Source organism: uncultured Veillonella sp., from assembly GCF_900545795.1.
GTDB lineage: Bacteria > Bacillota > Negativicutes > Veillonellales > Veillonellaceae > Veillonella_A.
In genome coordinates, this window is sequence record NZ_URAR01000009.1 from 1 (window position 1) to 21,849 (window position 21,849).

Below are 21,849 nucleotides of genomic sequence, written 5' to 3' on the forward strand. Positions count from 1 at the left end.
CGGTAGTATCCGTATTTATCAATCTGATGTACAGGAAAAAGTATTCAATGCTATTGGCCTTACAGAAGAAGAAAGTCGCAGTAAGTTTGGCTTTATGCTTGATGCATTCCAATTTGGTGCACCTCCACATGGCGGCTGTGCCTTCGGTCTTGACCGCTTGGTAATGCTTATGGCAAAACGTCAATCTATCCGCGATGTTATTGCATTCCCTAAAACACAAAGTGCATCTGACCTTATGAGTCAAGCACCATCTGAAGTAGCGCCAAAACAATTGCGTGAACTTCACATTAAAACTGATGTTGAAAAAGAAAAATTAGTTTAGTTCATAGCACATTTTATTGGAATGTCAAGCCCCTTATTTATGACAAATGTGTATCAAGAATACGCTGTGAGGACTTGAAATAACCGAGTGAGTTTGCTAATATATTATTAAAGATTACCCCTGCTGTGTGCGTGTGGTATCGCAGTTTTGAGCCAACACTATTACATAGGGAGCTTGGACTCTTGTAGTGGCGCTACGCCTGAAGAAGGACAGTAAAACTATGAGGAGAGCACCCACCTGCTCATGCAGGATCAAAACACGATACATATACGGCATGGTGGGGCTCTTAATAAGCCGCCTTAGGGCGGTTTATTTTTTTTCGCATAATGATTGTTAAACTGAAGCTGATGAGAAGCTTTAGTGCAAGGCTGTAATAAGTTTTCAGTCTAGATTTCGAAAACTTATTTAGTGCAAATTGTAATAATTTCTAAGTTTAGGCTGTGGTAATTTTTAGTGTAGACTGTAATAACTTTTTTAGGGAGGCTACCATAGTTTTTATTGGAGTCTGCAAAAAGCTTTTTAGTTTCAGGAAGAGGTAATGAGTGGCGCCTATAAAAGTTGCTATACCCTAGAAGATTGCAGTATTCTATGAGATAATAAAAATAATGATGAATACTTAAGTATAAGAAAATTTAAGCTCATCCTATGAATTAGTAGGACGGCTTTGTTCATATAGGGGCGCATAGCTCCTGTTGTGTAAACGAGTGAGGTGTTACGATGGATAGTCTCTTTGATTCAGTGGAAAAGAAAAGTTTTGAACCCTTAGCTGTGCGCATGCGTCCTACATCATTAGATGATTTTTTTGGACAGGAAAAAGCAGTTGGCAAAGGGACTTTTTTACGTGCCATGATTGAGCAGGACACCATTCCATCTTTACTTTTTTATGGGCCTTCAGGTACTGGTAAAACTACCTTGGCTGGTATTATTGCGAAGTTGACATATAGCCATTTTGTCGTGTTAAATGCAACGAATGCAGGTATTGGGGAGTTGCGCACGATTATTGATACAGCGCGTAAGACAATTCGCAATTTACAACAGCGGACAATTTTGTTTTTAGATGAAATTCATCGCTTCAATAAGAGTCAACAAGATGTGCTCTTGCCTTGTGTGGAAGATGGCACAATTATTTTGATTGGAGCAACTACAGAAAATCCATTTTTTGAAGTGAATCGACCTCTATTGTCACGCCTTCGTTTAATTACTTTAGAAAGTCTTACCCCCAAGGCCATTGTGAATGTACTGTCTAGAGCCTTGAAGGATACAGAAAAGGGCTTAGGCAATAAGCGCGTGACAGCATCTGACGAAGTACTACATGAAATTGGTATCTTCGTTAATGGGGATGCGCGCATTTCCTTAAATATTTTAGAACAAGCTGTAGCCATGGTCCCGGAAGGGGGCGAATTGACTTTAGACATACTGGAGCGCGTTGTGGGTCGTCGGATTTATAGTTATGACAAAAAAGGCGATAATCATTATGATACGATTTCGGCTTTTATAAAAAGCATGCGTGGTTCTAATCCAGATGCAGCAGTGTATTATTTGGCGCGCATGATAGAAGCGGGGGAAGACCCGAATTTTATTGCTCGACGTATTGTTATTTGTGCAGCTGAAGATGTAGGTTTAGCTGATCCTAATGCGTTAGTTGTGGCGAATGCAGCGGCTCAAGCAGCCCATTTGGTAGGATTTCCAGAGGCTCGCATTATTTTATCTGAAGCCGCTTTATATGTGGCGTTAGCACCGAAAAGCAATAGTGCTTATTTGGCTGTAGACAGAGCGATTCAAGACGTGCGTCATGGCGAGCAAGGTGCTGTACCGGCTCATTTGAGAGATGCCCATTATAGTGGGGCGAGTAAATTAGGCCATGGCGTGACATATAAATATGCCCATGATTATCCTAATGGTTATGTAAATCAGCAGTATTTACCTACGCCTTTAATGGGACGTATATACTATGAAGGGGTACGTAGAGGAACAGAAGCGGACTTATTGGATGATTTTGATAAACGGACTGGGAAAAAATAAAGTGTTATTACTTCAAACGTACGAACGATAAAAGTTCAAAAATCTAGCTCTTTTGTGGTATAATAGAGTGCTAAGGAATTATTTTGATTCTAAATAAAAGCGTCTATTCTTCTTTGGGTAGAAGAGTGAGACAATAGTAGCAATATATTATTTTTATTGTGAGTGAATAGATAGAGGTGTAAGGTTAAGATTATGGCGCAGCAAAAGGATTCGACTAAAGCTAAGCCTAAGAAAAGGCAAACTACGAGCCGAAAACGAACAACTACGGCAACAAAACAAGCAGTGACTTCGCCTAAAAGCACTAAGATTCGTAAAGAAGTGCGCGGCTTGCTCATCATGCTCATTGCCATCGTAGGGCTCATCGGGATTTTTGGTTTATCATCAGGCACATTTATTGATATTTTATCTGGATTTTTTATTTATGGTTTTGGCCTTGGTGGTATCATTCCTTGTCTTTACGTAGGCTATGTAGGTTGGCGTATATTGTATGCTGATGAGGGATTTCGCATTACGAGACGTGGTCTTTTACTGACCATATTTTTCTTGTTTTTAATTACCTTAATCACATTGATTCGCGTTCCTAATGGACAGGAATTACAGACGACTATGCTCGCTAATCAAGGTGGGGTAGTAGGGGGCTTTTTAGGTTCTGTATTGCGTAGTTTATTAGGTGAAATTGGCGCCTTAGTGGTTGATATTGTTATTTTATTGGCTTTAGGCCTGTTGATTACACAACTTTCCTTGCGTACCGGTTTGCAGAAGACCAAAGAAAAGGCGGAAGTTGGGTTTGTAGCAGCTAAGGCTGTTACAGAAGATGCAGTACAAACTGTGAGAGAACGCTATGAAGATTGGAAAGAAGAGCAGGTAGAGCGCCGTCGCGTATATGATCAAGAGAAGGATACGAGTTATACATATGACGACAAGGTAACGCCTGTAGAGGAAATTATAGATCCACATCCTGCAGTCAATGCTGATGCCGTATTTGAAGCGGAGTCTGAGGATGATGCGCTTTACAATGGGCGCTATGAGGAACATACAGGTAGTAGCGAGTCCCATGTAGCCGCTCAGGACGTTGTTGTAGCGCCGGAATTTGTTTCTGAAAATGTGGCAGAGCGTCCAATTTACGAGAATCACACAGCAGAAGACACCAAAGTAGCGCCACCAGTTCATGAGGAGCTACCAGTTAATACAGGCCAAGCGCCAGCTTTCTTAGAACCGCATATGGCAGATTCTATGAATGCCACTGGTGTAGATGCGCATAGTGCAACACCGGCTGTTGAGCTCAGTAGTACGATGGCAACTGCTGAAGATACGACTCGTAGTGCTGAAGATGATGTAGTATTAGGCCGTGAATGGCAGGCTGAGTCTACGCCTATGAGTAGCAATCAAACGGGTATGACTATTGATGTGAAAGCTGATCCTGCTGAATTTGCCTATGATGAATCTGATGTAGACGAGGCTCAAGAACATAATACTGGAGCTGTGCCGAGTGAATCAGCTCGTCCTGAGATTCCAGCGCTAGAAGGTACGGAAGAGGACACAGCGGCCGTAGCTGTAACAATTGGTACTCATGTACCAGCAGCTACTGCGGAAGTGCCATATCATTATCCACCGCTTAGCATGTTGGCGAAGGGCTCGGAAAGTGCCGTTTCAACAGAGGAAATTCAACATAATATTGTGACCTTAGAACAAGTCCTTAAAGACTTTAAAGTGGATGCGCGAGTAATTAATGCGACACGTGGACCATCTGTAACACGTTATGAATTAGAGCCTGCTGCAGGTACAAAGGTAAGTAAGATTGTCAATTTAAAAGATGAGATTACTATGGGCCTAGCAGCTTCTCATAGTATTCGTATTGAAGCGCCTATTCCTGGCAAGTCGGCGGTAGGCATTGAAGTACCAAATAGAGAGACTTCAGCTGTGTTTTTACGAGATGTGTTAGAGAGCGACGATTTCCAACATGCTGCGGGCGGTATTCCAGTCGGTTTAGGTAAAGATATTGCAGGCAAGCCTGTAGTAACTGATTTATCTAAAATGCCTCACTTACTTGTGGCCGGCGCTACTGGTTCAGGTAAGTCTGTATGTGTAAATACTTTAATCTCTAGTATCTTGTTTAGCCGTAAGCCATCAGAAGTTAAATTGATATTAGTGGACCCTAAAGTGGTTGAATTATCCATGTATAATGGCATTCCACACTTAATGGCGCCCGTTGTTACGGATATGAAGAAGGCAGCCAATGTACTTCGTTGGTTAGTTCGTGAAATGGATCAACGCTATAAGATTTTAGATGCCGCCCGTCAACGTAAAATTAGTGGCTATAATAAAGCCCATCCTGAAACGGCCTTGCCGTATATCCTTGCTATTATTGATGAAATGGCAGATCTTATGATGCAGGAGCCAGAAGTAGAAGAACAAATCAGTCGCTTGGCTGCAAAGGCCCGTGCTGCAGGGATTCATTTAGTATTGGCTACACAGCGCCCATCGGTTGATGTTATTACGGGCGTTATTAAAAGTAATGTGCCAAGTCGTATTTCCTTTGCCGTAGCAAGTAGTATTGATTCCCGTACTATTTTAGATACGAGTGGGGCAGAAAATCTACTTGGTAAAGGTGATATGCTCTTTAGCCCAATTGGCTCTAATAAGCCATTGCGTATTCAAGGGGCCTTTATCTCTGATGAAGAAGTGGAAAATCTAGTAAAATTTGTTAAGCGTCAAGGTCAACCTAGCTATGATGAAGGTGTCTTAGCGGCTAGTACAGAAGAAGTAAGCGAAAGCAATAATCCAGCTAATGAAGAAGAGTATGATGAATTATTGCCTCGAGCTATTGATTTAGTATTTGAACATAAACAAGCCTCTGCGTCTTACATTCAGCGTCGCTTACGAGTCGGTTTCTCACGCGGTGCACGACTTATCGATACGATGGAAGATATGAAGATTGTAGGACCGACTAATGCAAGTAAATCACGAGAGATTTTGATGACTCGTGAAGAGGTATATGAAAAATATAAGATTTAGTTAAGAAGGAGGAAACCCATTGGCAACGATTGGGGAAGAATTAAAGCGAGAGCGCAATCGCCGTGGCCTTACTATTAAGGATGTGGAGCGCGTATTGCATATTCGAGCGGCCTATTTAGAGGCTTTAGAGGAAGATAATTACAAATTAATCCCTGGCGATGTGTATGTGAAGGGCTTTATTGGTAATTATGCAGACTTCTTAGGTCTAGAGCGCCATCGTTTTATAGATCGTTATAAAAGCATAATCGGAGAGCCTTTGGGTGTGCCACTTCGGAAGATAAAGCCTCGACGCGTACAAGCTCATGAGGAAGTGGAGCGTCAAGTAGAGGTTGTGCCGCCTAGAGCGAAGCGTTTAAGTTATACATCAAGACAACAGAGACGAAAGAAAACGTTGGCTCAAGAGCGCTTAGCTGTAACGATTATTCTTATTTGTATTGTCATATTTTTAATTTGGTTATTCTTTATGTAATGACAGTTAAGAGAAAAGGACTAAGTAGTGGAGACAAATCGTTATTTAATTACTGAAAGAGCTGAGATGGAGGCCAAAGGCTGGGCTGAACTTGATTTTGTGCTCATCACAGGCGATGCCTATGTAGACCATCCTTCGTTTGCTGGCAGTGTTATTGCGCGCTTATTAGAAGCACATGGCTATCGCGTAGGGCTTATTGCACAGCCAGATTGGAATGATGTAAATGATTTTAAACGCTTAGGGAAACCGAGATTGGCCTCGTTAGTAACAGCGGGTAATCTTGATTCTATGCTCAATAAATTTACAGCAGCTAAAAAGTTTCGCCACACAGACGGCTATTCGCCAGGTGGTGAAAGTGGTCATCGGCCAGACCGGGCGACCTTGGTATATGCGAATCGCATGCGTGAAGCATTTCGCGATGTGCCGGTTATTATTGGGGGAATAGAAGCGAGTTTGCGGCGCTTTGCCCATTATGATTATTGGTCGGATTCTGTGCGTCGCTCCATTTTGCCAGATAGTAAGGCAGATGCTTTAATCTATGGCATGGGGGAAAAGCAAATTTTAGAGTTAGCAAAAGCGCTAGATGAGGATCAATTTGAGGCGCGCTTGCCAGAAATTAAGGGGATTTGCTACATGAGTAAATCCTTACCCGCCGGTGAGATAGTGGAATGCCCTTCTTTTGAAGCTGTAAAAGCTGATAAAAAGGAGTTTGCTGAAGCGTTTCGCTTGCAATATTACGAACAAGATCCTTACATTGGTAAGACTGTGGTACAGGCTCATGGAGATCGCTTTTTAGTACAAAATAGTCCAGCACTACCTCTTAAGCAAGAGGAGATGGATGAAGTATATAATTTGCCATTTACTAGACAATGGCATCCTCGCTATGATGAAAAAGGGGGCGTACCAGCGCTCAGTGAGGTGCAATTTAGCTTAGTTAGTCATCGTGGCTGCTTTGGTTCCTGTTCCTTCTGTGCGATTACAAGTCATCAAGGGCGCATTATTCAAAATCGCAGTCATCAGTCTTTAGTGGATGAAGCAAAGCGCATGATTGCCATGCCTGACTTTAAAGGCTATATACATGATGTAGGAGGACCTACTGCTAACTTTAGACATGTAGCTTGTAAGAAACAGGCTAAGTTTGGTGCTTGTCCTGGCAAGAATTGTGCGGCCCCGATAGCTTGTGAAAATCTTGATACAAGTCATGATGATTATTTAGCATTACTTAGAAAATTACGCAAGCTTAAAGGAGTGAAGAAGGTCTTTGTTCGCTCTGGTCTGCGTTATGATTATGTTTTAGAAGATAACAATCGAGAATTTGTTAAGGAGCTTTGCGAGCATCACGTAAGTGGACAACTTAAAGTGGCGCCTGAACATGTTTCTAAAAATGTCACTGATATAATGGGAAAGGCCGGGAAGGATGTATTTTTAAACTTCAAGGATTGGTTCGATACAGCTAATCGTCAGTTGGGGAAAAAACAATACTTAGTTCCTTATTTTATGAGCTCTCATCCAGGTTGTACTTTAAATGATGCCATTGAATTGGCAGAGTTCTTGCGCGACCAGGGAATGAATCCAGAGCAGGTACAAGACTTTATTCCTACGCCAGGAAGTTTGTCGACGGCTATGTATTATACGGAGATAAATCCACTTACTGGGGAGTCTATTTATGTGCCGAAAAAAGCCCATGAAAAAGCTATGCAGCGAGCACTTATGCAATATAAGCGCCCAGAAAATTATAAATTAGTTTATGAAGCCTTAACTAAGGCAGGTCGCCGTGACTTAATTGGTTTTGGTCCTCATTGTTTAATTCCTCCAAGACCGATTAAAAATTTCTCCTCTCCTCGCAATACTAATGGTATGCGTAATGGTGAGGGGCGTCAGCCTAGTCATAGAGGAAGTCGTAGTACTTCTAGCTCTCGCCGCACAGGTAAAGAATCTCGCTTTGGTAGCAATGGTGATAGCCAACATGAGATGCATCAGGTGAATCAAGCAAATCGCCATAGCTCTTCAGCTGGGCGTAGAGTCACTAATGATTTAGGTAAGTCATTAGGTGGCAGGGCAAAGCCGCAAGGACATGGCAAAATTGGTATAAGTAGTAACAGAAAAGGACGCAAAAGTCCTAGATAATTATATTTCTCTTGTGTCATAATGGAGGCGGGCAATAGTATGAAACGATTTTGGCCTATTGCACTATTAATAGTATTTGTTATGGCAGTATTTGCTGCAGGCACTTACTTTGAAAAGAATATGCAAAAAGCACGAACGGCAATTCCCATAAAAGCGGAACTTACAATTTATTCAGATTTGCCAACCAATGTAACGACTTTATTGGCACAACAATATGAAATGCTTTACCATGTGCGCCTTAATTTTCAGCCACTTACAGAAGAACAAATGGCCATGCGCATGACCTTGCCTTTGGTGGATCAAAAAGGCGATTTAGTAATTACGAGTCGAGATAATTTAGATATTGGCGTTAAATACAATCAGTTAAAACCGGTATTAACTGAAGGGGTAGACGAAATTTCAGACCGCTTTAAAAACCCTGATGCCCAATGGGTAGGGCTGTGGTATGATCCGGTGATTTTTGCACAGAGTGAAAATTTTTACGAGCACACAGGGCGCTATGTGACGGCTTGGCAATCATTGATTTTGCCTGGTGAATGGCGCGTTGTAATGACTGATTTTGTTGCGTCTCGCAGTGCAGCCAATATTTTATACAGCTTTGTAGAACGAGATGGGGAAGAGCAGGGGCTAGACTATTTTGTAGAGCTTAAGCCTCATGTCACGCAATATGCGAAGTTCTTATCTACCCCAGTTCGTTTGGCTGCTTTAGGCGAAACTGATTTAGGCATTGGCAATTATTCTGATGGAAAGCAATACGCTATGCATAAATACCCTGTAAAAATAATTTTCCCAGCTGATGGAACACCCTATTATTTAACTGGTGTGGGCATGTTAAAAAGCGTGAGCAATGAAGAAGAAGCTACGCGCGTAGTGAAGTGGCTATTATCAAAGCAAGCGGCTCAAGTATTGACGGATAATAGTTTTTACTATGTATATACAAATCCAGAAATTCCCAATCCTGTGGACTCCATAGGTAGGGAGCTCGTATTATTTGATAGCCAAGGTGGCTATACTGAAGAAGGTAAGAAAGTATTATTAAATAAGTGGATTAGTCAAGTGCGTTTTAGAAAGGGTTAAGAATGAGTAAAAAGTTAGGCTATGTCAGTTTAGGCTGTGCTAAGAATCTAGTAGATACAGAGATTATGTTAGGTGCTTTAAAAGCCAATGATTATGAAATTACTGATAATTTAGAAGAAGCCGAAATTATTATAGTAAATACTTGTACATTTATAGAAAAAGCTAAGGTCGAATCGGTTAATACGATTTTGGAAATGGCGGAATTTAAAAAGTTTGGAGCATGTCGAGGTTTGATTGTAGCGGGCTGTTTGAGCCAGCAGTATCAAGAGGAGTTATTTAAAGAAATTCCTGAAATTGATGCCTTAATTGGGACTGGCTCCTGGAATCGTATTATGGAAGCGATTGATGCCATCAATGAAGGTCATCGTGCTTGCATTATGGACTCCATTACTAATATCTATAATGAACGCATGCCGCGCATGCAAACAACACCTACTTATAGTGCATATGTAAAAATTGCAGAAGGCTGTGACAATGGCTGTACTTTCTGTATCATTCCTAAAGTGCGTGGTTCATATCGCAGTCGTACTATAGAGTCTATTGTAGAGGAAGTAGAGCGCTTAGCTTCTATGGGGGTAAAAGAAATTAATCTTATTGCCCAAGATACTACTAGTTATGGGTCTGATTTAAATAATGGCAAGCCTATGTTGGTAGATTTATTAAAAGCTTTGGTAAAAGTAGAAGGGATTCAATGGTATCGTTTGCTTTATTTATATCCTAAATACTTTACCGATGATCTACTTGATTTTATCGTACAAGAGCCTAAGATTTGTAAGTACATTGATTTACCATTACAGCATATTAATGATGATATTTTACGCCGTATGAACCGTAAGGATCGCAAGGCAGATATTGTATCTCTCCTTAAAAAAGTACGCAGTAAAGCTAAACATGTTACATTGCGAACATCTATTATTGTGGGATTCCCTGGTGAAACTGAGGAACAATTTGAAGAGTTGTGCGATTTTGTAAAAGACGTGCGCTTTGACAATATGGGGGTATTTACTTACTCCCAAGAAGAGGGGACACCAGCTGGCGCTATGGCTGATCAAATTTCAGAAGAAGTGAAGGAAGAGCGATATCATTCCTTAATGGCTATTCAAGCAGCTATTTCCGAAGAAAACAATCGCGATTTAGAAGGCACTAGTCAAGAGGCCATTGTCGAAGAAATTGATGAAACTGAAAATGGTCAATTGTTGGCTAAAGGTCGTCTTTCTACACAGGCGCCAGATGTAGATGGCAATATGTACATTGAAGACTGTGAAGGGCTGGCAGTAGGCGATATTGTACCAGTAAAAGTAGTGCAAGGCTTTTCTTATGATGTGGTCGTTGAAGTAGAGCGATAAGGCGAATACATATCTAAATACTAAGAGGCCGGTATAGTGCATTAAGACGAAATGAGGCGAAGATTCATGATTGTAGAACTTATTTCTACAGGTTCAGAATTGCTGCTTGGGGATACCTTAAATACAAATGTAACCTGGCTGGCAAAAGAGTTGAATATTTTGGGCTATACGGTGGCCTTTCAAACAACTGTAGGTGATAATCCTCAGCGCATGGCAGAAGCCTTTGAAATTGGCTCTAAACGTGCTGATATTGTAATTTGTACAGGCGGTTTAGGGCCTACTGATGGCGATATTACTCGCAATATATTAGCTCAGACTTTAGGCGCCCCCTTAGAGCTTAATAGCGATGCAGAGGCTATGGTACAAGGGTATTTTGAGGCACAAGGGCGTGACATGCCGGAGAAAAGTCGTCGTGAAATGTTTTTGCCCGCTCGAAGCATAGCGCTTTCGAATAGCAAGGGCATTGCCCCTGGTGTTGTTACGGAAGGCTTAGATACAGTCTTTATTCTATTGCCAGGTCCTCCTGGTGAAATGAAGGCCGTATTTTCTGAAGCGGTAGTTCCCTTTTTAGCAGAGCGCTATGGAGCACAAGGCACGGTGTTGTCTCACCGCTATGCTATATATGATATGAGGGAGCTTGCCTTAGAAGCGGCGCTAGAGGATTTGTTTAAAAATCAATCCAATCCTACTATTGCAAGCCTCATCAAAAATGGCTATATTGAATTGCGACTTACAGCTAAAGCGGCGAATAAGGAGGAGGCAGAAGCTTTGTTAGCTCCTTGGGATGAGATTGTAGCCTCGCGTCTTGGCGAGCATGTAGGACGCAATGTAGATACATCTATATTGGAATTAGTGTCTCAAAAGTTATGGGATGAAAATGCCACCATTGCAACGGCTGAATCCTGCACAGGTGGCTTAGTGGGTAAGTATTTGACTGATTTAGCTGGTAGCAGTTCCTTTATGCGAGGTGGTGTCATATCCTATGACAATGACATAAAGCATGAAGTGCTAGGGGTAAATGCTGAAGATTTGAGCACCTATGGTGCAGTTAGTGAAACTGTAGCCAAGCAAATGGCTGAAGGAGTGCGCCAGCTCATGAAGACCACTTATGCCATATCCACTACCGGCATAGCTGGTCCTGGTGGGGCTACGGATACTAAGCCTGTGGGCTTAGTATATATTGGCATTGCTGGGCCAGAAGGCACTAAGGTGTACAAAAATGAATTTCTTGGCGATCGCCAAAGCATACGCGAAAGCACTGTAGAACGGGCATTATTTTATTTATATAAATGCATGTAATATTTTTTGTTAGAAAGGAATTACCATGGAAGGCAGAGAACAGGCACTGGATAGTGCATTAAAGAAGATAGAGAAAGATTATGGTAAAGGCGCGATTATGCGTTTAGGGGATATTGGAGATCGCATGAATATTGATGTGATTTCCACCGGCTGTTTAGCCATCGACCTAGCTGTAGGTGTAGGCGGATTCCCTCGCGGCCGGGTTATTGAAATTTACGGTCCAGAATCTTCTGGTAAAACAACTGTAGCGCTTCATGCGATTGCAGAAGCTCAAAAAGGTGGCGGTATTGCTGCTTTTATTGATGCGGAGCATGCGCTTGATCCAGTATATGCACGCCGTTTAGGTGTTGATATTAACAATTTATTAGTATCTCAGCCAGATTGTGGTGAGCAGGCACTAGAAATTACAGAATCTTTAGTGCGCAGTGGCGCTGTTGATATTATCGTAGTAGACTCCGTAGCAGCTCTTGTGCCTAAAGCCGAAATTGAAGGTGAAATGGGTGATGCTCATGTAGGCTTACAAGCTCGTCTCATGAGTAAGGCCCTTCGTAAGTTGACTGGTATTATTAGTAAATCTCGTACAGTAGTTATCTTTATTAACCAATTGCGTGAAAAAGTAGGGGTTATGTTTGGTAATCCTGAAACGACTACTGGTGGTCGTGCGCTTAAATTCTACTCCACGATTCGCCTTGATGTGCGCAAAGGGGAAGTAATTAAGCAAAATAATGAAAATGTAGGTAGCCGCACGAAAGTTAAAGTAGTTAAAAACAAAGTGGCACCTCCATTTAAAACTGCTGAATTTGATTTGATGTATGGCACTGGCGTTTCCTATGAAGGTACTTTAATCGACATTGGTACTAATATGGAAATCATCAAAAAATCTGGTGCTTGGTACTCCTATAATGATGATCGTATGGGCCAAGGTAAGGAAGCGGCTAAAGAATATTTACGTGCTAACCCTGCTATTGCCCAAGAAATCGACAAGATTATTCGCGATACCTTAATGGCTGAGCCAGAAGTCTTTGATGTAGTTGGTGAAGATGTAGAAGCTACAGAAGAATAAGAAAGGGGCGGCGAATGAAAGGCGATTCAAACCTGGAATACAACTTTTCTACAGCTATGGATCAGGCTTTGCGCTTTTTAGCTCCGCGTTTTTTAAGTCGTTTAGAACTCACTCAGAAATTGAAGCGAAAACAAGTTCCAGATGCTCTTATTGAAGAGGTTTTGGCACGCTTAGAAGAACTAGACTATATTGATGACGAACGCCTCTCTCGGGAGGCGTTACGCCTTTATATGGAGGCTGAAAAGTATAGCGAGACCTTTATACGTCAAAAAATGTATCAACGAGGTCTTACTGTAGGATCTTTTATTAGTTCATATGATGAATCTTCAGTAGCCTATAAACTTTGTGAACGCCATTTTTTGCCCCTTAATGCAGAAGGGCGATATGAATGGGGAGACACTTGGGATGAAATTGATAAGATTCCTCAAAAGAAAGTTTTTAATTACTTAAAAAATCGCGGCTTTAAAATCGGCACTATTCAAGAGATTGCCCGTAAAATCGCTCGATTTAGCGAATTTTAAGCAAGATTTAATAGTCCCATTTAGACCGCGCAGTGCTTGACATGTTAATGTTCACCGTCTACAATTATAGTAGTCTCACAGTAGTGGGCAAAATATGAATATTGGATGAATTAGACGGCAACTTTAGAAGAAGCCTAATGGCTTCTTACTTTTTATACAGGAGGTGAAACTTATTTTAGAGTATAGTATTATAGCCGTTGTAATGGTTCTCATCGGTCTTGGTGTGGGCTATTTAATGCGTAAAAATATTGCTGAAGGGAAGCTCAATCGCGCTGAAACTGAAGCAGCTCGCATTATTGCTGATGGCGAACGCGTAGCTGAAGCTAAGAAAAAAGAAGCTTTGGTTGAAGCTAAAGAAGAAATCCATCAGATGCGCACTGAGGTAGAGAAGGAAAATAGAGATCGTAGATCTGAATTACAACGCTTAGAAAGACGCATTCTTCAAAAGGAAGAACATCTTGATAATAAATTAGAAACATTAGAAAAGAAAGAAGACAGTTTACATCGTAAGGAACAAGAAGTGACTACGATTCGTGAACGTGTTGAAGAACTTTATAAGAAAGAAATGGCTGAATTAGAACGTATCTCGGGCATGACTTTTGATGAAGCAAAAAACATTTTGCTCTCTAATGTGGAACGAGATATTCGCCATGAAACTGCTATTTTAGTAAAAGATTTAGAGCAACAAGCTAAAGATGAAGCTGAGAAAAATGCTCGTGAAATTATTGCTGCAGCTATTCAACGCTGCGCAGCTGACCATGTAGCCGAATCTACAGTATCTGTAGTGGCTCTTCCTAATGATGAAATGAAAGGGCGTATTATTGGTCGTGAAGGCCGTAATATTCGTGCTCTAGAAACCTTAACAGGTATAGATCTTATTATTGACGATACACCAGAAGCAGTTATTCTCTCTGGTTTTGATCCAATTCGTCGTGAAGTAGCGCGTATTGCTCTAGAAAAATTAATTGTTGATGGTCGTATCCATCCAGCTCGTATTGAAGAGATGGTGGCTAAAGCTCGTAAAGAGGTGGACAATACAATTAAAGAAGCTGGTGAGCAAGCTACGTTTGAAGCTGATGTACATGGCTTACATCCTGAAATCGTTAGAATTTTAGGTCGCTTAAAATATCGTACAAGTTATGGTCAAAATGTACTTAAACATTCCATTGAGGTATCTCATTTAGCTGGTATTATGGCGGCTGAATTAGGTTGTGACGTAACGCTTGCTAAACGCGGTGGTTTACTTCATGACTTAGGGAAAGCTCTTGACCATGAAATTGAAGGCTCTCACGTACAAATTGGTATTGATGTAGCTAAAAAATACCATGAAAGCGTATTGGTACAAAACTGTATTGGTGCACATCATGGTGATGAAGAATTTAAATCTGTTGAAGCTGTTCTTGTAGCAGCTGCTGATGCTATTTCTGCTGCTCGTCCAGGCGCACGCCGTGAAACATTGGAAAACTACTTAAAACGCTTAACTAAATTAGAGGAAATTGCCGAGTCCTTTGATGGCGTTGAAAAATGTTTTGCAATTCAGGCTGGTCGTGAAATTCGCGTTATGGTTAAACCAGACAAGATTGACGAAGCAGAAGCTACTTTATTAGTTCGCGAAATGGTTAAACGTATTGAGTCTGAATTGGAGTATCCAGGACAGATTAAAGTGGTGATTATCCGCGAAACTCGTGTTGTTGATTACGCTAAATAAATTTAGTATTTTACATATCATTACTCATAACAATTGTTTTGCATTAATAATTACGTAATATACAAGAAATTTTAAAACCTAATTTAACAAGATGAATATACTAGACTACAGCCCTTACGTTTGTAAGTGGTTGTAGTCTTTTATTGTGCCCTTGTGAAGTAGGGCTTTCCGCTATTGTAGTCTTTTGAAGTGCCGTTATGAAGTGATGATTTTAATATGATTGTTAGACGTATTTTGATGAAAGAGTCAGAGTAAGAACAGTGCTATTGTAAGCGGCATAAAGAGGTCAAATATAATAAAAACTTGATTTTTTACCAGGAAAACTAGTAAAATATATATTTGTCTGAAAAAATAATTTATATCATTCTTAAAGCGAGCGCAAAGTACTTTAATAAGCTACTTGCGCTTAATGCATTTATATTTTGCACTATTGATGTAATAAAATCTGCAAAAAATATTCTTGACAAAGAAGGAAAATAGTTCTTTTTTGTAGAATTATATAACAGAGAAGTTGAAGTATGGGGTGCGAAGAGATGAATAGACACTTTGATGACGAGTTAATTGAACAAATAAAAAACGCGAACGACATAGTGGAAGTAGTTTCTGAATACGTACCGCTAAAGAAAAATGGGCGAAACTATTGGGGCAATTGTCCCTTTCATAATGAAAAGACTGCGTCCTTCAGTGTTTCCCCAGATAAGGGCTTTTTTTATTGTTTTGGCTGTAAGTCAGGTGGAAATGTATTTAATTTCCTCATGCGTACAGATAATTTAACATTTCCAGAATCTGTAGAGAAGTTAGCTAATCGTGCCAATATACCGCTCCCTGTAAAAGCGTTAACCAAGGAAGAAATGGAACGAAAAGCTCACCGGGAGGAGCTATATAGGGTAAATGATTTAGCAGCTACTTTTTATCATAATTGTCTCACACAGACTGAAATGGGAAAGGATGCGCTCGAATATCTACATAAGAGGGGACTTTCAGAGGAAATAATTAAGCAATTTCGCTTAGGTTTTGCCCCAAAGAGCAGAGATAGATTGAATCGAGCCTTTACGCAACGGGACATACAAGAGCGTACTTTACTTGAGCTAGGTTTAGCTCGACGGAATGAACGAGGTTTGTATGATTATTTTAGTAATCGCGTGATGTTCCCTATCTGTGATGGTCGTGGTCGAGTAGTGGCCTTTGGTGGTCGTATGATTAATCCGGGGCAACGAGATCCGAAATATTTAAACTCAGCAGAAACTAGCTTTTTTAACAAAGGACATATGCTATTTGCTTTTGATAAGGCCTATCAAAGCATTCGCAAAAAACGGCAAGTTATCTTAGTAGAGGGCTACATGGATGTTATTAGTGCACATAATTGTGGCATTACTAATGTAGTGGCCTCTTTAGGAACGGCCTTTACGGAGAATCAAGCACGACTCTTAGTGCGCCAAGCGGATGAAGTAATTTTAGCCTATGACATGGATGGTGCAGGGCGCCAGGCTGTGCGCGATGCAATCCGTATTTTGCAGCCTATGGACTTTAAAGTTCGCATTGTGATTATGCCTGATGGGAAAGATCCAGATGATTATTGTCGAAATCATGGCGGAGAGGCTTTTGCTCAATTAGTGGAGGAAGCGGTGTCTCCTTTTGATTTCTTCTTAAATGAAGCCTTAATTCAGGAAGATCGCAATACGGCAACAGGTAAGCAGGCTATTTTAAAGAGAATGTTTGATTATATTAAAGGGGTAACGAACCCTATTGAAAGAGAGACTTACCTAAAGGCTTTGGCACTCCCTTTGTGGCTTGATAATAGTGCCATATTGCGCATGTTTAGGCAGTACACTGGTAAAGGTTCCCTAGACCTTAAGCCAGCACCTAAACCTAATAGTAAGGCAAAGGCAAGTGAAGAGGATTATTTGACGGCTATGGCTGTAAGCTCAGTTCCGTATTTAACAAGAGTTATACAATACTTGCCCCTAGAAGATATAAGCAATGACATTTACCGGACCTTATTGGAAAAGGCCGGACAAGTTCTAAAGGAAACAGGACAACTGCAGTCCACTGTGTTAGAAGAGCGCTTAACCGACGAAGAACGAGCAGCCTATGCACAATTGATGTTACTTCATTATGATGATAATACATTAGATGGCTATATACGGGCTGTGCGACTTAAGTCGTTGCGAGAACAGTATAAAACACATAGCACATTAGCAGATCAGTTAAATCGTGCAGGAGATAAACGGTTTATTGAAGAACTAAAACTCTGTCAGGACTTACAATCCTTGATAAAACAATGGTCCTGATAAATCTATAAAAGAAAGGAAGAGCGTTGTGGCTAAGAAGCAAAATAAATCGCGTTTAGAAGAAATAATAGAACAATTAGTAGCAAAGGGAAGAAAAACAGGTGCTTTATCCAGCAAGGAAATTACCGATGCTCTTCATGAAGAAGTGGAGCTTACAGCAGAGCAGCTGGATGATATGTATGAAGTATTGCAGAAGAGCAATATCGAGGTCATTACTGATGACGTAGCCGTAGAAGAAGAGGAAGATATTATCGAAGATGACGATGAAGAAGTAACTGATGATGTACGTGAAGCTAAGGAAGTAACTCTTGATTTAAGTATTCCTGAAGGCGTTAATATTGATGACCCAGTGCGCATGTACTTGAAGGAAATTGGTCGTGTGCCACTTCTTTCGGCAGATGAAGAGATTTTATTGGCGCAGCAAATTGAAGCTGGTGCAAAGGAAGATGCTACGTACAAAGAAATGCGTACTGGTGAGAAAGCTAAGCAAAAGCTGATTGATGCAAACTTGCGCTTAGTTGTTAGTATTGCAAAGCGCTATGTAGGCCGTGGCATGTTATTCTTGGATTTAATCCAAGAAGGTAACTTAGGTCTCATTAAAGCAGTTGATAAGTTTGATTATACTAAAGGGTATAAGTTCTCTACTTATGCAACATGGTGGATTCGTCAAGCTATTACGCGCGCCATTGCTGACCAAGCACGTACGATTCGAATTCCTGTACACATGGTAGAAACTATCAATAAATTGATTCGCATTTCTCGCCAATTGTTGCAGGATAAAGGGCGTGAGCCATTGCCAGAAGAAATAGCAGAAGGCATGGGGATCAGCGTGGAACGTGTTCGCGAAATTCAAAAGATTGCGCAAGAGCCAGTTTCTTTAGAAACGCCGATTGGTGAGGAAGAAGATTCCCATTTAGGTGATTTCATTGAAGACCAAGATGCTATTGCACCAGATGATGCAGCTAGTTACATTTTATTAAAAGAGCAAATTGAAGATGTATTCTCTTGCTTAACTGAAAGAGAGCAACAAGTATTAGTGCTTCGCTTTGGCCTAAAAGATGGCAAGCCAAGAACACTAGAAGAAGTGGGGCAGCATTTTAATGTAACTCGTGAACGTATTCGTCAGATTGAAGGTAAGGCTCTTACTAAGTTACGCAATCGTGGCAAGCGCGATAAAATTAAAGATTTCTTATAAGAACTATATATTGGGTATTTATGATAAGTGGCACAGATTATGTGTAATGAATTATAAATAGCCATGGGCTAGAAGCTAAAAAAGGCTCTCACCTAAACTCCTGAAGCACAGGGGACTAGGTGAGAGCCTTTCGAGTATGAAGGGGAAACGAATATGGGATAATAGGCAAAGGACTATTAGATGGTAGGTAAAAGAATATTGAATGATAGGTAAAAGAGTATTAGATTATAGGTAAAAGAATCTCGGCTGATGAGCAAAAGAACATCATATCATGGATAAAAGAAAATAAAAAGAACCAACTACAATGTAGTTGGTTTCTTTATTTGGTGGGCCCACCTGGGTTCGAACCAGGGACCGACCGGTTATGAGCCGGTTGCTCTACCCCTGAGCTATAGGCCCGCAAAGAAGTATGTTCTATACTTTGGTGCACTATATTAGAATTAACAGTCTAATATAGTACTACCAAAATATTATACAAAAAAGAATATCTTTTAGTCAATACAATTCGGAGTTTAGCGTGTATTGTTTTAATGGGCTTATAAATTTATAGCAGTGATTACGAAGGCAACGGTTAGATGCGTGTATTTCTTAACTCTAGTGTATATTGTTTTAATTCAGTGATGAATCGATGCACTGTAGGGGAGAAGAGACGATGACTTTTAGTTACTAAATACCATTTGTTTTCCACGGCAGGTTCAATAGGGCAAGCTGTTAATGTCGGATGATTGGCAGGCAATAGGCCATCTAACGTTATAGCATATCCAAGGCCTGCTTCTACTAAATAGGTCATATTATTAATTAAATTATAGGTGGCTACAATATTTAAATTGGAGCGGCTTGTACCAAATAGCTCGTAATCGGCGGGATTGACAAAGCCTTGACGAGATAAAATTAAAGGGAGATTTTTTAAATCCTCGCGAGCAATAGCATTTAACGTGGCCAAGGGACTATCACGGCGCATGACGAGCATACTTCGGTCGCTCATTTGAAGATCATAGTAGTCATAGCCTTCTTTAAAGATAGGTTCCACGACGAGCCCCATGTCAATGAGACCTTTGTCGAGACGATCCATAATAACTAGATGATCCCCTGTATACAGATGTAAATGGATTTGCGGATATAAAGATTGGAGTTCTTTAAAACATTGGCTAATCATAGCGATATGTCTTGTTTCACCACAGCCTAAATAAATATTGCCATTTAAAAGCTCACTCTCTTCTTGTAAAGCTGATTCAGTGCTTTCTAATAAATCTAATATTTCACGACCTCGTTGCTGTAAATAGCGACCTTCTTCGGTCAATGTAATTTTCCGTTTGCCTCGAAGGAATAGTGTTTTACCTAATTGATCTTCTAGTTCTTTTATTTGTTTAGACAAAGTGGATTGTGTAATATGAAGCCGCTTAGCTGCACCAGTAATCGTTTCTTCCTGTGCGATTGTGAGGAAATAGGTTAATAATCGTGTTTCTATCATATGCGCTCCTTTCATTACTTATTTTATCATTCCTTAAAGCGATGGTAAATAAGGACTAATAACTGTTGGTCATAATATAAAGATACGTCTATACTAAATACATAAACACCATGGTAGAGCGCATAGTGATGTTATGAGTCGGATATACTCTAGGATGATTATTAGAGGAGGTTTATATGAGTCGTTCATTAGTTGCGTATTTTAGTGCTACTGGCACTACCGAACAAGTAGGCGAAAACTTAGCAAAAGCCATAGGGGCTACGAATTATAAAATTCAACCAGCTCAGCCTTATACGGCAGATGATTTAAATTGGAACAATAAGCAAAGTCGTTCTTCTGTAGAGATGGCTGACTTGGATTCACGTCCAGCTATCAAAGGACCATTACCATCTACGACAGAGTATGACCATTTATACATAGGTTTCCCTATTTGGTGGTATCGAGCGCCTTCTATTATTAATACTTTTCTAGAAGGACTAGATCTTACTGATGTAGTTATCGTTCCCTTTGCCACCTCAGGGGGCAGTGGTATGGGGCGCACGAATGTAGCCTTATCACCATCTTGCGTGGGTGCAATTTTAAAAGAAGGTAAATGCTTCTCAGTTCATACGTCATTAGATGAATTAAAACGGTGGGCTCAAAGTTTTTAAGGTAACATAATATAACACATAACGAATTTGAGAGAGTAGAGTGGGAGGAGACATATTTTATGAAGAACAAGTATAAGAAAATCATGTTATTAGGCTTGGCCCTGTGTGTCATGGGTGCTGGCACTGTGTTAGGTGCTGCTGCACCTACAAGTGACACTATGCAAAGCGGTATAGCTGAGGAGGAGAGACTTATGAAAGATGAAAATAAAGAATTATTAAGTAAGAAGGATATTCATTTAGTTAAAATCAGTCAATATACAGCTACTGGTGATCAAGTTAGTCTTAAAGATAGCCTTATGAAAGGGTTAGACGATGGCTTAACTGTGAATGAAGCTAAAGATGCAATGGTTCAGCTCTATGCTTATACAGGTTTTCCGAGGAGCTTAAATGCTCTTTCTGTATTAATGAATACGGTGAAAGAACGAGAAGATAATGGCCTCGTTACAGAAGAAGGTCCTGCACCTACGACGACTTTGGTGGAAGGAAAGGCGCTACGAGAAGGAACAACAACACAAACTGAATTAGTTGGAAGCGAAGTAAAAGGTGCATTATTTGATTTTGCACCTGCCATTGACCAATACTTAAAGAGCCACTTATTTGGCGATGTATTTGCTTCTAATGTATTGGATTGGCGAGAACGTGAAGTGGTTACAGTGGCTGCATTAGAAGCAATGAGTGGTGTAGAATCACAGCTTGGAGCACATCGTCAAATTGCTAAACACAATGGTGTGAGTGAAGCTGCGTTAGATCAAATTGCCACTTTAGTTCATACAGAAGGAACTGTATCTGGTTTTGCTATAGGAGCACCTAATGAGGGGTATGCTCAGTATTTTAGTGGAAAAAGTTGGCTTGCACCGCTTAATACGGAGGAAGTGGGGATTTATAATGTCACTTTTGAACCGGGCAGTCGTAATGACTGGCATATTCACCATGGGGCAGCGCAAATTCTCATTGTAGTTGGTGGCAAAGGTTGGTATCAGGAAGAGGGCGGTGTAGCACGGCCATTACAAACTGGTGATGTAGTATATATTGCGCCTGAAATTAAACATTGGCATGGAGCAACAAAAGATAGTTACTTCTCCCATTTAGCGCTTAGCGTCAATAGAGATGATGTAAGTGTAACTTGGCTTGAAACGGTTAGTGAAGCACAATACAATCCACTTGAATGGAATGTACCTAATAAAGCGTAATGCTAGTATTGCGTAACTAGTAATTAATTTAGTAAAAGAAAAGGCCACTGTACGAAAGTACAGTGGTCTTTTTTACTATTCTG

Annotated in this window: 16 protein-coding genes, 1 tRNA gene and 1 other RNA gene; 16 read left to right on the plus strand and 2 right to left on the minus strand. The window is 40.6% G+C overall.

Annotated elements, in window-relative coordinates; genetic code table 11:
- The 14 genes from QZR90_RS05430 to rpoD form a co-directional block, all read left to right on the plus strand.
- Positions 1–322: amino acid--tRNA ligase-related protein (locus QZR90_RS05430; RefSeq protein WP_295789634.1), on the plus strand; the 322-nt coding region annotated here is incomplete at its 5' end.
- Between the two features lie 114 nt (positions 323–436).
- A non-coding RNA gene (ssrS, locus tag QZR90_RS05435) (6S RNA) lies at positions 437–610 on the plus strand.
- Between the two features lie 429 nt (positions 611–1,039).
- The gene (locus tag QZR90_RS05440; protein ID WP_295789635.1) at positions 1,040–2,344 is read left to right on the plus strand and encodes a replication-associated recombination protein A; all 1,305 of its coding nucleotides are present in this window, start codon (positions 1,040–1,042) and stop codon (positions 2,342–2,344) included.
- Positions 2,345–2,536: 192 nt separating this feature from the next.
- Entirely contained in the window at positions 2,537–5,359 is a 2,823-nt protein-coding gene (locus tag QZR90_RS05445; protein ID WP_295789636.1) for a DNA translocase FtsK, read from the plus strand.
- A 19-nt stretch (positions 5,360–5,378) separates the two neighbouring features.
- Positions 5,379–5,828, plus strand: a complete 450-nt coding sequence (locus QZR90_RS05450) for a RodZ family helix-turn-helix domain-containing protein (protein WP_295789638.1) — start codon at positions 5,379–5,381, stop codon at positions 5,826–5,828.
- A gap of 27 nt (positions 5,829–5,855) precedes the next feature.
- Positions 5,856–7,955, plus strand: coding sequence for a YgiQ family radical SAM protein (locus tag QZR90_RS05455; RefSeq protein WP_295789640.1), 2,100 nt, complete (start codon positions 5,856–5,858; stop codon positions 7,953–7,955).
- A gap of 39 nt (positions 7,956–7,994) precedes the next feature.
- Positions 7,995–9,032 (plus strand): ABC transporter substrate-binding protein, encoded by a 1,038-nt coding sequence (locus QZR90_RS05460; protein WP_295789642.1) that lies wholly within the window; start codon positions 7,995–7,997, stop codon positions 9,030–9,032.
- A 2-nt stretch (positions 9,033–9,034) separates the two neighbouring features.
- The gene (gene rimO / locus QZR90_RS05465; protein ID WP_295789644.1) at positions 9,035–10,378 is read left to right on the plus strand and encodes a 30S ribosomal protein S12 methylthiotransferase RimO; all 1,344 of its coding nucleotides are present in this window, start codon (positions 9,035–9,037) and stop codon (positions 10,376–10,378) included.
- A gap of 66 nt (positions 10,379–10,444) precedes the next feature.
- The gene (locus QZR90_RS05470) at positions 10,445–11,677 is read left to right on the plus strand and encodes a competence/damage-inducible protein A (RefSeq protein ID WP_295789646.1); all 1,233 of its coding nucleotides are present in this window, start codon (positions 10,445–10,447) and stop codon (positions 11,675–11,677) included.
- A 19-nt stretch (positions 11,678–11,696) separates the two neighbouring features.
- Positions 11,697–12,740, plus strand: a complete 1,044-nt coding sequence (recA, locus tag QZR90_RS05475; RefSeq protein ID WP_295789783.1) for a recombinase RecA — start codon at positions 11,697–11,699, stop codon at positions 12,738–12,740.
- 14 nt (positions 12,741–12,754) lie between these two features.
- The gene (locus QZR90_RS05480; RefSeq protein ID WP_295789647.1) at positions 12,755–13,261 is read left to right on the plus strand and encodes a regulatory protein RecX; all 507 of its coding nucleotides are present in this window, start codon (positions 12,755–12,757) and stop codon (positions 13,259–13,261) included.
- A gap of 163 nt (positions 13,262–13,424) precedes the next feature.
- Positions 13,425–14,969, plus strand: coding sequence for a ribonuclease Y (rny, locus tag QZR90_RS05485; protein WP_295789648.1), 1,545 nt, complete (start codon positions 13,425–13,427; stop codon positions 14,967–14,969).
- Positions 14,970–15,502: 533 nt separating this feature from the next.
- Complete coding sequence (gene dnaG / locus QZR90_RS05490; RefSeq protein WP_295789650.1) at positions 15,503–17,260, plus strand: DNA primase; 1,758 nt, start codon at positions 15,503–15,505, stop codon at positions 17,258–17,260.
- A 28-nt stretch (positions 17,261–17,288) separates the two neighbouring features.
- On the plus strand, positions 17,289–18,455 hold the full coding sequence (gene rpoD / locus QZR90_RS05495; RefSeq protein ID WP_295789652.1) for an RNA polymerase sigma factor RpoD: 1,167 nt from the start codon (positions 17,289–17,291) through the stop codon (positions 18,453–18,455).
- A 324-nt stretch (positions 18,456–18,779) separates the two neighbouring features.
- Here rpoD and QZR90_RS05500 read toward each other — a convergent pair.
- Both QZR90_RS05500 and QZR90_RS05505 read right to left on the minus strand, forming a co-directional pair.
- Positions 18,780–18,854 (minus strand) — tRNA-Ile (locus tag QZR90_RS05500).
- 172 nt (positions 18,855–19,026) lie between these two features.
- Complete coding sequence (locus QZR90_RS05505; RefSeq protein WP_295789653.1) at positions 19,027–19,926, minus strand: LysR family transcriptional regulator; 900 nt, start codon at positions 19,924–19,926, stop codon at positions 19,027–19,029.
- Between the two features lie 176 nt (positions 19,927–20,102).
- Between QZR90_RS05505 and QZR90_RS05510 the strand changes: the two genes are divergently transcribed.
- A complete protein-coding gene (locus QZR90_RS05510; protein ID WP_295789655.1) occupies positions 20,103–20,576 on the plus strand; it encodes a flavodoxin in 474 nt (157 codons plus the stop codon).
- Positions 20,577–20,635: 59 nt separating this feature from the next.
- Positions 20,636–21,766 carry a carboxymuconolactone decarboxylase family protein gene (locus tag QZR90_RS05515; RefSeq protein WP_295789658.1) on the plus strand — a complete coding sequence of 377 codons (1,131 nt, stop codon included), beginning with the start codon at positions 20,636–20,638 and terminating at the stop codon, positions 21,764–21,766.
- Positions 21,767–21,849 lie beyond the last annotated feature (83 nt).

Coding starts and splice junctions, on each gene's coding strand:
- QZR90_RS05440 (WP_295789635.1), top strand. CDS start 1,040: ATGGATAGTCTCTTTGATTCAGTGGAAAAGAAAAGTTTTGAACCCTTA.
- QZR90_RS05445 (WP_295789636.1), top strand. CDS start 2,537: ATGGCGCAGCAAAAGGATTCGACTAAAGCTAAGCCTAAGAAAAGGCAA.
- QZR90_RS05460 (WP_295789642.1), top strand. CDS start 7,995: ATGAAACGATTTTGGCCTATTGCACTATTAATAGTATTTGTTATGGCA.
- rimO (WP_295789644.1), top strand. CDS start 9,035: ATGAGTAAAAAGTTAGGCTATGTCAGTTTAGGCTGTGCTAAGAATCTA.
- QZR90_RS05470 (WP_295789646.1), top strand. CDS start 10,445: ATGATTGTAGAACTTATTTCTACAGGTTCAGAATTGCTGCTTGGGGAT.
- QZR90_RS05480 (WP_295789647.1), top strand. CDS start 12,755: ATGAAAGGCGATTCAAACCTGGAATACAACTTTTCTACAGCTATGGAT.
- dnaG (WP_295789650.1), top strand. CDS start 15,503: ATGAATAGACACTTTGATGACGAGTTAATTGAACAAATAAAAAACGCG.
- QZR90_RS05505 (WP_295789653.1), bottom strand. CDS start 19,926: ATGATAGAAACACGATTATTAACCTATTTCCTCACAATCGCACAGGAA.
- QZR90_RS05510 (WP_295789655.1), top strand. CDS start 20,103: ATGAGTCGTTCATTAGTTGCGTATTTTAGTGCTACTGGCACTACCGAA.
- QZR90_RS05515 (WP_295789658.1), top strand. CDS start 20,636: ATGAAGAACAAGTATAAGAAAATCATGTTATTAGGCTTGGCCCTGTGT.